The sequence below is a fragment of the Streptomyces litchfieldiae genome, assembly GCF_031845365.1.
Taxonomy (GTDB): domain Bacteria; phylum Actinomycetota; class Actinomycetes; order Streptomycetales; family Streptomycetaceae; genus Streptomyces; species Streptomyces litchfieldiae.
Window position 1 is genome coordinate 179522 of record NZ_JAVREL010000003.1, and the last position, 12776, is coordinate 192297.

At 71.7% G+C, this 12776-nt stretch carries 10 protein-coding genes; all 10 read left to right on the forward strand.

Going from position 1 to position 12776, the window contains the following annotated elements; all coding sequences use genetic code 11:
* The first annotated feature begins 87 nt into the window (after positions 1–87).
* Positions 88–1395, forward strand: coding sequence for an ABC transporter substrate-binding protein (locus RM590_RS07385; RefSeq protein WP_311703580.1), 1308 nt, complete (start codon positions 88–90; stop codon positions 1393–1395).
* 50 nt (positions 1396–1445) lie between these two features.
* On the forward strand, positions 1446–2366 hold the full coding sequence (locus RM590_RS07390) for a carbohydrate ABC transporter permease (protein ID WP_311703581.1): 921 nt from the start codon (positions 1446–1448) through the stop codon (positions 2364–2366).
* Positions 2363–3298, forward strand: coding sequence for a carbohydrate ABC transporter permease (locus RM590_RS07395; protein ID WP_311703582.1), 936 nt, complete (start codon positions 2363–2365; stop codon positions 3296–3298). Before RM590_RS07390 ends, RM590_RS07395 begins: the two co-directional genes overlap by 4 nt.
* On the forward strand, positions 3295–5244 hold the full coding sequence (locus RM590_RS07400; protein WP_311703583.1) for a DUF2264 domain-containing protein: 1950 nt from the start codon (positions 3295–3297) through the stop codon (positions 5242–5244). Before RM590_RS07395 ends, RM590_RS07400 begins: the two co-directional genes overlap by 4 nt.
* 61 nt (positions 5245–5305) lie before the next feature.
* Positions 5306–7207, forward strand: a complete 1902-nt coding sequence (locus RM590_RS07405) for a rhamnogalacturonan lyase family protein (RefSeq protein ID WP_311703584.1) — start codon at positions 5306–5308, stop codon at positions 7205–7207.
* A 142-nt stretch (positions 7208–7349) separates the two neighbouring features.
* Positions 7350–8447 carry a PQQ-dependent sugar dehydrogenase gene (locus RM590_RS07410; protein WP_311703585.1) on the forward strand — a complete coding sequence of 366 codons (1098 nt, stop codon included), beginning with the start codon at positions 7350–7352 and terminating at the stop codon, positions 8445–8447.
* A 131-nt stretch (positions 8448–8578) separates the two neighbouring features.
* Positions 8579–10624 (forward strand): beta-galactosidase, encoded by a 2046-nt coding sequence (locus RM590_RS07415; protein WP_311703586.1) that lies wholly within the window; start codon positions 8579–8581, stop codon positions 10622–10624.
* A gap of 131 nt (positions 10625–10755) precedes the next feature.
* Complete coding sequence (locus RM590_RS07420) at positions 10756–11955, forward strand: helix-turn-helix domain-containing protein (RefSeq protein ID WP_311703587.1); 1200 nt, start codon at positions 10756–10758, stop codon at positions 11953–11955.
* Positions 11956–12078: 123 nt separating this feature from the next.
* Positions 12079–12474, forward strand: a complete 396-nt coding sequence (locus tag RM590_RS07425) for a hypothetical protein (RefSeq protein ID WP_311703588.1) — start codon at positions 12079–12081, stop codon at positions 12472–12474.
* On the forward strand, positions 12467–12757 hold the full coding sequence (locus RM590_RS07430; RefSeq protein ID WP_311703589.1) for a hypothetical protein: 291 nt from the start codon (positions 12467–12469) through the stop codon (positions 12755–12757). Before RM590_RS07425 ends, RM590_RS07430 begins: the two co-directional genes overlap by 8 nt.
* Positions 12758–12776 lie beyond the last annotated feature (19 nt).

Genomic DNA, 12776 nt, shown 5'->3' on the forward strand with positions numbered 1-12776 from the left:
CTGTGAATAAAAACGTGCACTTGTATTGACCCGCGCGCATGTCTGAGCCAAGGTGCAGTAGCCACGCCAGACAAGGAGCCCATCGTCGTGTTTCTTCCACGAAGCCGAACCATCCGTGGTCTGCTCGCCACCGTGGCGGCGGCCGCGCTGCTCGCCGCGTGCGGCATGCCGGGATCGGCGGCGGACGACGAGGTGACGACCGTTACCTTCTGGTCCTGGACCTCGGGATCGCAGGAGCTCGTCGACCGGTTCAACGCCACCCACGACGACATCCAGGTCGCCTTCGAACAGATCCCCGCCGGAACGGCGGGCGGTTACTCCAAGATGTACAACGCGGTCCGCGCGGGTAAGGCCCCCGACCTCGTGAACGTCGAGTACCCGCAGGTGCCGGCGTTCGTGGCGCACAACGTCATCCAGCCCCTGACCTCCCGGGGCGTCGAGGACCTTCGCGGCCACTACCCGGAGTGGGCCTGGAACCAGGTGGCGCTCGGCGGCGAGGTGCACGCCCTGCCCATCAACATGGCCCCCCAGGTGCTCCTCTACCGCGCCGACCTCTTCGCCGAGCACGGCATCGAACCCCCCGCCACCTGGGTCGAGTTCCGCGACGCCGCCGAGCGGATCAACGCCGCGGACCCGGACACCGTGATCGCCACCCTCGGCAACACCGACGCCGGGCTGATCGCGGGCCTGGCCTGGCAGGCCGGGGCCGACTGGTTCGACACCTCCGGCGGCGCCTGGGAGGTGAACAGCACCGACGACGCGAGCCTGGAGGTGGCGCGCTACTGGGACGGGATGATCCGCGACGGCCTCGTCAACGCCGAACCCGTCTTCGCGGAGAAGCACATCGCCGACCTCCAGCAGGGCCGTTCCCTCGCCCTCGTCGCGGCCCCGTGGATGATGGGCAACCTCTCGCGCTTCGTTCCCGACCTGCAAGGCACCTGGGGCGTCGCCCAGATGCCCACCTGGGACGGCACCCCCGTCGCCGGCAACTACGGCGGCTCCACGTACGCGGTCCCCGAGGGCGCCGACCACCCCGACGAGGCCCTGGAGTTCGCCCGCTGGGTGGCCACCTCGCCGGAGGCCGTCGCCGCGGCCGCCCCCGTCAGCAGCGCCATGCCCGCCGACATCCAGCTCTACGACGCGTGGCGGACCGCGCTGGAGGAGGCCAACCCCTACGTCCAGGGCATGGAGCTGCCCGAGGCGGCGCTCGCCGCCTCCGAGAGCGTTCCCCCGGACTGGGAGTGGGGTCCGGACATGGCCCAGGGATTCACCAGCCTCATGGACGAGATGACCTCCGCGGTCGGGCAGCCGCAGGGCCTGGAGAACGCCCTCCACCGATGGCAGGACACGACGATCGAGCAGTTGCGGATCCGCGGCTTCGACGTCGGCGACTGACCCTCCCCCGCCCACCGGCCCCGCGCCGCACGACCCCACAGGAATCCCACATGGCAACGCTCACCTCCCCCGGGCGGGCGAAGCGCAGGCAGCGCCACAGCGGCGTCCTGCTGCTCCTCGGCCCCTTTCTCCTCCTGTTCGGCCTCACCTATCTCGTGCCGCTGTGCTACGCCGTCGTCCTCAGCTTCTTCCGCGAGCGGTTCAGCGGCATCGGCTGGGACGGCCCGCGGCGCGTCTTCGCCGGGTTCGACAACTACACCCGCGCGCTGACGGACGAGGAGTTCCTGACCGGAGTCGGCCGCGTCCTGCTCTACGGCGGCGTCTACGTGCCGGTCCTCATCGCGCTCGCCGCCGTGCTCGCGCTGCTGCTCGACACCGCGCTCGTGCACGCCCGGCGCTTCTTCCACACCCTGCTGTTCCTGCCGCACATCGTGCCCGGCCTGATCGCCGCCATCATCTGGCTCTACCTCTACACCCCGGGGCTCAGCCCGATCATCGACGGCCTCGACTCGCTGGGCTGGCACGTCGACTTCCTCGGCAGCGCCGGCGGCGTCCTCTTCTCACTGGTCAATGTCGCCATCTGGGGCGCCCTCGGCTTCAACGTCATCCTGATCTTCGTCGGTCTCCAGGCCGTTCCCCGCACGACCATCGACGCGGCCCGGATCGACGGCGCGGGCGAACTCCGCATCGCCTTCAGCGTCAAGCTGCCCCAGGTCCGGCCCACCGTCATGGTGGCCACCCTCTTCACGATCATCGGCTCGCTACAGCTCTACACCGAGCCGATGATCCTGCGCACCTCGGGCGAGAGCCCCATCGACACCGCCTGGACGCCCAACATGCTCGCCTACGCCTCCGCGTTCAACAGCAACGACTACCACTACGCGGCCACCGTCTCCGTCCTGATCGCCGTGCTGGCCGGTGTGCTCTCCTACGCCGTCACCAGGTTCGCCAGCGGAAGGGCCCTGCGATGACACACCTCCTGGACACCGAACGGCCGCCCGCCCGGCCCGAGGACTCCCGCGGCGGGCGGTCCCCCGGCCGCGCCGCCCGGTCCGGGAAGTCCACGCCGTGGTGGCTGAGTCGCACCGCGGCGACGACCCTGTGCGCCATCGCCGGCGTCTACACGCTGCTCCCGCTGACCTGGCTGCTCTTCGCCGTCACCAAGACCCTCCCCGAGCTCTACAGCGGCAACGGCTTCTCGCCGTCCGCCGGCTTCCACGTCTGGGACAACCTCCAGGACCTGTTCACCGAGGACAGCGGCCGCTTCGGGCGCTGGATGCTCAACACCGCCGTCTACGCCCTCGGCGGCGCGCTGATCGCCACGCTGCTGTCCGTCGCGGCCGGCTACGCCTTCGACAAGTTCGCCTTCCGCGGCAAGGAGAAGTGGTACGCCCTGGTGATCGCCGGCGTGCTCGTCCCGCACACCGCCATCGTCATCCCGCTCTACCTGATGATGGCGAACCTCCAGATGACCGACACCATGTGGTCGGTCCTCATACCCGTCGCCGTCAACCCCTTCGGCGTCTACCTCGCCCGCGCCTACTCCGCCGGCGCCATCCCCGGCGAACTGCTGGAGGCCGCGCGGATCGACGGCGCGGGGGAGGTGCGGACGTTCTTCGCCGTGGGCCTCAAGATGATGGCGCCCGGCGCCGTGACGATCTTCCTCATCCAGTTCATCGCCATCTGGAACAACTTCTTCCTGCCGATGGTGATGATCACCGACAACGACCTGTTCAGCGTCGCCCAGGGCCTGTTCACCTGGAACTCGGCCGTCAGCCAGAACCCGGAGTACACCCGCCTCGTCGTCGTCGGCTCCGCCGTGACGACCATCCCCCTCCTGCTGCTCTTCATCCCCCTCCAGCGCCGCTGGCGCGCCGGCCTCGCCGAGGGCGGACTGCGGTGACGGACACGGACATCGAACGCGCCGCCGGGCTCTCGCCGTTCACCGGCCTCGCCCGCGCCGACTGGGAGCGGACCGCCGACGAACTCCTCGCCGCCGTCCGCCCGCACGCCGGAGCCGGCGACTCCCTGCTCCAACTGCCCGGGCCCGCCAGCGGATCCGGGCGGCACAGCGACGGACTGGAGGGGTACGCCCGCACGTTCCTCCTCGCCGCCTTCCGCGCCGCCCACGCGGAGGAATGCCACGCCGAGCGCGTGCTCGCCCCCTACGCGGCCGGGCTGGCCACCGGCACCGACCCGCGCTCCCCGCACCACTGGCCCTCGCCCGCCACCACCCCGCAGCCCAAGGTCGAGGCCGCCTCCGTCGCCATCGGCCTGCACGAGACACGGCGGCAGGTGTGGGACCAACTGCCCGACGCGGTGCGGCAGCGCGCCGCCGACTGGCTCGGCGGGCTGGCCGGCACCGAGGTGCCGCGGAACAACTGGGTGTGGTTCAAGGCGGTCGTCGCCGCGTTCCTCCGCTCCGTCGGCGCCCCGTACTCGGCCGCCGACATCGCCGACGCGATCGAGTCGACCGAGAGCTGGTACGCCGGGGACGGGTGGTATGCCGACGGCGCCCGCGTGCCTGGCCAGTTGACGAACTTCGACCACTACAACGCCTGGGCGATGCACCTCTTCCCGCTCTGGTACTGCCGGATCTCCGGCGCCGCCGCCGAGCCCGGCCTCGCCGAGCGCTACCGCGCCCGCCTGCGCGCGTTCCTCCCCGACGCGGCCCACCTGGTCGCGGCCAACGGCGCGCCGCTCTTCCAGGGCCGGTCCCTCACCTACCGGTTCGCGGTCGCCGCCCCGTTCTTCACCGGCGCGCTGTTCGACGCGACGCCGCTGCCGCCCGGCCTCACCCGCCGCGCCGGCAGCGGCATCCTGCGGTACTTCCTCGACCGCGGCGCGACCCGCGAGAACGGGCTGCTGTCCCTGGGCTGGCACGACCGCTTCGAACTCATCCGGCAGGTGTACTCCGGGCCCGCCTCGCCGTACTGGGCGAGCCTGGCCTTCACCGGCCTGCTCCTGCCGCCCGGCCACCCCGTGTGGACGGCACCGGAGGAACAACTGCCGGTGGAACGGGCCGACTTCATCCGCGGCCTCGCCGCCCCCGGCTGGCTGGTGTCCGGCACGACCGCCGACGGCGTCGTCCGCGTCGTCAACCACGGCGCCGATCACACCCCCGCCGACCGCCCCGCCCGCGACGACCCCTTCTACGCCCGCCTCGCCTACTCCACCCACACCGCCCCCGACCTCGGCCCGGCCCTGAACCTGCGAGGCGATCCCGAGGCGCACGCCCGCGACGGCGACGCCCGCGGCGGCCAGGGCCCCGACAACCGGGTCGCCCTCATCGGCGCCGACGGCTCGCTCTCCCACCGCAGCCCGCTGCGGCGCGTCGCGTTCGACGGCCGCGCCGCCGTCTCCCGGCACGAGCCGCACTGGCCGGTGCCGGGCCAACTCGACCGGGAGAGCTGGCCGGTGGGGCCCTCCCTCGTCACCGCCTCGGTGTGCCACGGCCCCTGGGAGGTGCGGCTGGTGGCGGCGGCCGAGGCCGGCCACACCGTCGGCGTCGGCGGCCACGCGCTCGCCGCCGCCGAGCCGCCGCACTGCCGCACCGGCCCCGGCCACGTCCTCGTCACCCGCCCCGACGGCCTCACCAGCGGCCTCGTCGTGCTCCGGTCACCGGCCGGCACCCCCACGCTGCGCGTCCAACGGGCGCACGGCGCCAACGCGTTCGGCCCGCACAGCGCCACCCCCGTCTACGAGGCGCCCGGCACGCCGCACGCCGTGGCCGTCTTCCTCGGCGCCACCACCGGCGACGCCCTGCCGCCCGCGCCCCGGGCCGAACTGGCGCCCGGCGCCGCGACGGTGCGGTGGCCGGACGGCTCGCACGACACCGTCGCCTGGTGACGCCGACGCCCCACCGTTCCTGAGCCCCTTGCACGTCCACAGAGAAGCCAAGGAGGTCCTCATGAAACACAAACACCAGTGGCGCGCGGCCCGTTGGCCGGCCGTCACCGCTGCGGCGGTCCTGGTCGCGGGCGCGGCGCTCGTCGCCGGCCCCGCGAGCCACGCCTCGCCCGGCGACCCCGCTGCCACGTCGTCGTTAGCCGGATCCGGCACCACGGCGGCGCTGGCCGCGCGCCCGATGGAGAACCTCGGCCGCGGCGTCGTGGCCGTGCGCTCCAGCAGCACCCAGGTCCTGGTCTCCTGGCGGCTGCTGGGCCTGGACCCGGAGGGCATCGGATTCAACGTGTACCGGTCCACCGCCGGTGGCGCGTTCACCAAGATCAACGGTTCGGTCCTGACGGGCGGGACCAACTTCGTCGACTCCACGGCCGACCTGACGCGGGAGAACCGCTACCGGGTGGCGCCGGTGATCAACGGCGCGGAGCAGGCGCCCAGCGACGCGTTCACGCTGACCGCCAACCACGCCCAGGAGCCCGCCGTCCGCGTACCGCTGCGCTCCGGCGGCGCGGTCAAGTTCGTCTGGGTCGGCGACCTGACCGGCGACGGCGAGTTCGACTACGTGGTGGACCGGCAGGAGTCGCCCCAGCGGATCGAGGCGTACTCCGGCGACGGCGACTTCCTCTGGGAGGTCAACATGGGGCCGAACAGCACGAACCAGGACAACATCGAGCCGGGCTCCGCCACGATCGACGTGGGCCACAACGACGGCGTCACCGTCTACGACTTCAACAGCGACGGCCGCGCCGAGGTCGCCGTGCGGATCGCCGACGGCGTCCGCTTCGGCGACGGCACGACCTGGACCCACTCCGACGACAACCGGCAGTTCATGGCCATCCTGGACGGCCGGACCGGCGCGCTGCGCAACTGGGCGGCGGTGCCGACCGACTACATCGCCGACGGCCCGATGGCCGCGCGGCTGGGCGTAGCGTATCTGGACGGCACCACGCCGAGCCTGGTCGCCTACATGAAGAACCGCCAGGACAACGGGGCGTTCAACCTCATGGTGACCGCCTGGCGGTGGAGCGGCCAGAACCTGACCCAGCAGTGGAAGTGGCTGCGCGGCGGCCAGGACGCCCCCGACGGGCACAACACCCGCGCCATCGACGTGAACGGGGACGGGACGGACGAATTCGTCGAGATCGGGTTCGTGCTCAACGGCGACGGCACCCTGAAGTACTCGATGGGCCCCCGCGGCATCGTCCACGGCGACCGCTTCCACATCGCCGACATGGACCCCGGCCGCCCAGGGCTGGAGGGCTACGGCGTCCAGCAGAACAACCCCTCCGGCCTGCTGGAGTACTACTACGACGCCGCGACCGGCGGCCTGATCTGGCAGCATCGCGGCGGAGGCGGCGACGTCGGCCGGGGCATGGCCGGCGACATCGACCCGCGCTTCCCCGGCATGGAAGTGTGGTCGTTCTCGGGCCTGTACAACGCGCCCACCAACCGGCTCACGGAACCGGACACATCGCTCGCCCCGTGGCCGCAGCTGGGTCTGCACTGGGACGGCGACCTGACGATGGAACTCCTCAACAGCGGCAAGATCGAGCAGTGGGACCCGGCGAACCCGCGGCCCAGCAACAGCCTGCCCCGGCTGGAGAGCACGTGGAACTACGGCGCGGTCACCGCCGCCCAGGGCGGGCCCACCTTCTACGGCGACATCCTCGGCGACTGGCGTGAGGAGGTGGTGTACACCAACGCGGCCTTCAACGAGCTGATCGTCATGACGACGGACATCCCGACGAACACCCGTCTGTACACCCTCGCCCACAACCCGGCCTACCGGAACGCCATGACGTTCCACGGCTATATGCAGTCCCACCACGTCGACTACTTCCTCGGCAACGGCATGGCCCGGCCCCCGCGGCCGAACATCAGCTATGCGGGAGCCGCCGCGCGGTAGGCGACCTCGGGCCGTGATGCCCGACGCGGGCATCCGTTGTTCGGGCATCACGGCCTCGTTGACGGCCCAGGCGCCAGGTGATCTGATCGAGCGTCATTTCGTTCAGCACGTGATCGAACACGATCGGACAGGAGAAGATCGCATGCGTTACGTGACCGAACACCGGCGGCGCGTCAGACCGGCGGTCGTGGCCGCCGCGCTGGGCGCGCTCGCGGCGGGGCTGCTGGCGGCCGGTCCCGCCACCGCGGTCGAGGAGGGGCGCACGCACTCGGCTCCCGTGGCCATCGAGGAACTGTCGGCCGGCTGGTCCGTGCCCTGGGCCATCGCCTGGCTGCCGGACGGCTCGGCGCTGGTCACCGAGCGCGACACCCACCAGATCGTCCGGCTCGGCCCCGGCGGCGAGCGGACCGTGATCGGCACGGTGCCGGGCGTCGTCAGCGGCGGCGACGGCGGACTGCTCGGCCTGGCGCTCTCGCCCCACTTCGCCCACGACCGGACCCTCTTCGTCTTCCACACCGCCGAGAACGACAACCGCGTGGCCCGCCTCACCTACGACGGCACCGCGCTCGGCGGCTACGAGCCGATCGTCACCGGCATCCCGAAGGCCACCTTCCACAACGGCGGCCAGTTGGCGTTCGGCCCGGACGGCTACCTGTACGTCTCCACCGGCGACGCCCTCCAGCCGGAGCTCTCCCAGGACCTCGGCTCGCTGGCCGGCAAGATCCTGCGGCTCACCCCGGACGGCCGCCCCGCCCCGACGAACCCGTTCGGCTCGCTCGTCTACAGCTACGGCCACCGCGTTGCCCACGGGCTGGCCTGGGACGAGGACGGCCGGCTGTGGTCGGCCGAGAACGGCCAGGACACGTTCGACGAACTCAACATCATCCGCAAGGGCCGCAACTACGGCTGGCCGGTGTGCGAGGGCCCCTGCGCCGAGCCCGGCATGACCGACCCGCTGCTGACCTGGGCCCCGCCCGAGGCCGTCCCCGCCGGCCTGACCTACACCGACGACACGCTCTACATGAGCTCCCTGCGCGGCCAGCGCCTGTGGCGCATACCGCTCGACGGCGACCGGCCCGGGAGGCCGGAGGCGTACTACACCGGCGAGTTCGGCCGGCTGCGCGCGATCTCCACCGTCCCCGGCGGCGGCGCGCTGTGGCTGGGCAACAGCAACGCCGACCAGGTCGGCCAGCAGCCCGGCGCGGACAGCGTCTTCGAGGTCACCCTCGGCGCCCGGTAGGGCGGCTCATTCCAACTGTCTCGCGCAGCTTCACACAGAAAGACACGCACTCCGGGTTGACGGGCGGGCGAGCGAGGAGGGAGTGTGCATCGATTCACGTCCCTCCTCGTTCCGACTCGCAGGGAGTCCTGATGCACCACGACGACCGGCTGGCCGGCCTGCGGCAGCGGCTGCGCGGCCTCGCCTACGGCGGTGACTACAACCCCGAGCAGTGGCCGGCCGACGTCTGGCGGGAGGACATCCGCCTGATGCGCGAGGCCGGGGTGAACCTGGTCACCGTGGGCGTGTTCTCCTGGGGCCTGCTGGAACCGAGGCCCGGCGTCTTCGACTTCGGATGGCTGGACGAGGTCATGGACCTGCTGGCCGAGGCGGAGATCGGCGTCGATCTGGCCACGCCCACCGCCGCGCCGCCCTCCTGGCTCGCCCACGAGCACCCCGAGACCCTGCCGGTGGACGGCGAGGGCCGCCAGATCGCGTTCGGCGCCCGCGTCCACTACTGCGCCTCCTCACCCGTCTTCCGTTACCACGCCGCCCGCATCACCGAACGGCTGGCCGAGCGCTACGCCGGCCATCCGGCGCTGGCCATGTGGCACATCGGCAACGAGTACGTCGGGTTCGGCTGCCACTGCCCGGCCTCGGTCGCCCACTTCCGGCGCTGGCTCGCCGACCGCCACGGCACCGTCGAGGCGCTCAACGACGCGTGGGGCACCGCGTTCTGGGGCCAGCGCTACGACTCGTTCGACCACATCGGCACCCCCGCCCCCCGCTCCCGGCTGATCTCCGGCCCCAACCCCGGGCAACTGCTGGACTTCCAGCGGTTCTCCCACGCCGCGAGCCTGGAGTGCTTCGCCGCCGAACGCGACATCGTCCGCCGCCACACCCCCCACGTGCCGGTCACCACCAACTTCATGGGGTCGTTCAAGCACCTGGACTACTGGCGCTGGGCCGCCGAGGAGGACGTCGTCTCCCTCGACATCTACCCCCGGCCCTGGGACCCGGAGGGCCAGCTTCTGTCCGCCTGCAACTTCGACCTGATGCGTTCGCTGCGGGGCGGCAAGCCCTGGCTGATGCTGGAGTCGGCCACCGGCAACAACCTCACCGGGGGCCGCAACTCCGCGCGCCCGCCGGGTCAGTTGCGCGCCCGGTCGCTGCAGGCGGTGGCCCGTGGCTCGGATTCCGTGATGTTCTTCCAGTGGCGCGCCTCCCGGGCCGGCGCCGAGCGGTTCCACTCCGCGATGGTGCCGCACGGCGGCACCCGCACCCGGACCTGGCGCGAGGTGACCGCCCTGGGCCGGGACGTCCGCAGGCTGGGCGACCTGACAGGCGGGGCCTGTGACCCCGCCGAGGTGGCCGTCGTGTGGGACTGGGACTCCTGGTGGGCGCTGGAGGCCCCCGATCTCCCCTCCGGCGACGTGGACTTCAAGGCCAGGATCCTGGATCACTACCGGCCGCTGTGGCACGCCAACATCCCCGTCGACTTCGCCCACCCGCACGCCGACCTGAGCGCCTATCGCCTGGTCGTCGTCCCCAACCTGTTCCTGGTGGACGACGCCGGCGCCGCCAATCTCACCGCCTATGTGCGCGACGGCGGCCACCTGCTGATGTCCTACTTCTCCGGCATCGTCGACGAGCACGACCGGGTGCGGCCGGGCGGTTACCCCGGCGCGTTCCGCGACCTGCTCGGCATCATGGTCGAGGAGTTCAACCCGCTCCAGCCGGACGTGACCCTCAGTGTGAACCACGCCGGACACACCGGCACCGCCACCGACTGGCAGGACATCATCCTGCTCGACGGCGCCGAGCCACTGGCCACCTACGCCGACGGCGAGTACGCGGGGCAACCCGCCGCCACCAGGCACCGTTTCGGCGCGGGCACCGCCACCTACCTCGGCACCTCACCCGACCGGGAGACCATGCGGCGGCTCGTCCTGGACTGCGCGGGGCTGGCCGGGGCCGCACCCGTACTCGCCACCCCGGACGGCGTGGAGGCAGCCCGCCGGTCCGGCCACCTCTTCCTGCTCAACCACACGGCCCGGGAGGCGACCATCGACCTGTCCCCGGCCGCCCTGTCCCACCCCGTCGACCTCCTGGCCGACGACACCCCCGCCCCCGTCACCGGCCGACTGCGCCTCCCGCCGTACGGCGTGGCGGTGCTGCGCGAGGGGAACGCCTCGTAGCCGGTCAAAGCCGGGGGCGATTCGTCATGCCCGGACAGCACAACGGCCCCACCACGGTGAGGCCGTTCGCTGTTCCCCGGCAGTAACCGGGGGTACGTTCTGACTGTCACGATCAGAACACGGGAGTCAGTATGCCCGACGAAACCCGCACGCCCACAGGGGGCATTGGCGCGAGGATTCAGCAATTCCGCACCATCCGCGGCTTCTCTCTCACCGAACTCGGCCGCCGCGCCCACGCCTCACCCAGCCAGCTGTCTCGGATCGAAAACGGAAGCCGGTCCATCAGCCCGGCCATGGAGGCGTCCGTGGCCCGAGCCCTAGGAGTGACCGTCTCCGTTCTCCACGGTCAGCCCTACATCCACATGCTCCAGCAAGACCAGCTTGACGCACTGCTCACGCCGATCAGCAGCGCGCTGGACGCCTGGGACATCCCTCCTGACGATGGCCCCCCACGCAGCCTGGAGGACATCGCTGCCGACGTGCGAACCACAGTCTCCCTGCGGCTCCAGACACGGTTCGCAGAGATCGCGCAGGGCTTGCCGTCACTCATCGTCGAGGCCGCGGCTGCGGCGTTGACCGCGCCCGTCGGCGCCCGACGCGAGCAGGCACACCGCCTCCAGGCGGAACTCGCCCGCACCGCCGCCATCATGGCCTATCGGCTCGGTTTCCTTGACCTCGCCCGCCTCGCCCTGTCGCGTATGGCAATGGCAGCGCCGCACTCAGGCGATCCGGTCCAAGTCGCGATCGAGAGGTTCGAGCGCTCGGCCATGACTCACGCGCAAAGCGCGCGGTCGGATCGCGGCGTCGCGCTCATGCGGGTGGCGCTCCGTGACCTGGACGACGATGGCCGGACGGGCACGCGCGCTGTCCGCGGCGCGCTGTACCTGAGAGCCGCGAGCCTGGCGTTGCAGCAAGAAGACGCGAGCGGTGCGGAGAACTGGCTGGGCCAGGCTGCCGAGTTGGCCGAGCAGATCGGTGATGTGTATCACCACGCCCTCATGTTCGGCCCGTTCGGAGTGGCACTGGCCCAGATGGGCGCGGAGAACGACCGGGACGACCACGGCGCGGCGTTGGCACGAGCCTCGGAGATGCGGCTGCCGGATCACTGCCCGCCGACCCTGAAGGCTCACTTCTTGATCCGCCGGGCGCGGGCCGAGGTCTGGACGGCACATCACGACGAGGCGTTGAGGTCGCTGAGGAAGGCGCGGAAGGTGGCCCCGCAGCTGACCAGGTACCACCCGCACGTTCACGAGACAGTGGGGACACTGCTACGGGCGCGAGCCAAGGCGGGCGAGCAGCTACGGGAATACGCCCAGTGGAGCGGCGTGTAACACGGTCATCGCGCACGGTCAACGGTTTCCCGGGCGTTGGCAATGACAGCTTGTCAACGCCATGGCCGTTTTCCCAAGGCACTCTGTGACGGTCAGCACAGGAACCGTCATGGGAGCCGACACATGGCGACAACGGACGCCCAACCCTGGATGCCCACCGATGGTGTGGAACTGCTGCCGTGCGGCAGGTGGTGGGACGCGGTGCAGTTGCCGACGTTCGTCGGCGTGCGCGTCGTATCCCGCCTGGGCGAGCGTTCCGGGCCGGTGGTCCAGGACCAGGTGGCCGAGATGCTGTCGTGGCTGGTGAGGCCCGGGGCGGCTGTCGGCTGGGAGGAGCGGGTGCCCGGGGTCGCCGTTCTCGGCGCGGGCCGGTCCCTCGCGGTGCCGCCCGCGTCCTGGCGTTGCGGCCCGTCCATGCGGTGGCTGATCCGGCCGACAAAGACCTGCCTCACCGATCCCGGCGCGCTGTTCGGCGCGCTGCGCGCTACCTTCCCGCCCCGTGGGGCGCGGCGTGCGTGAACTGCTGCCCCCGGCCGAGCCGTTCGTCCCGTGCGACGGCTGCCACCGCCTGTTTCCCCGGGGCGCGCGGCATCTGTGTCCGGCGCCGCCGGAGCGGCTGCCGCTCGTGCTGATGGGACTGGATCTCGACGAGCGGCTGACCAGCCGCCAGTGGGCCGGGGCGGACTGCGCCCTGTGCGCCCGCTGGCTCGGCGACCAACTCGGCGAGGGTGCCCGGGAGTTGGCCGTCGTGCGCGGCTGCACGCTGCGCGCCTGCGCCCCCGCCTGCCCCCCACGCCGGTAACCACCACCCACACCTACGA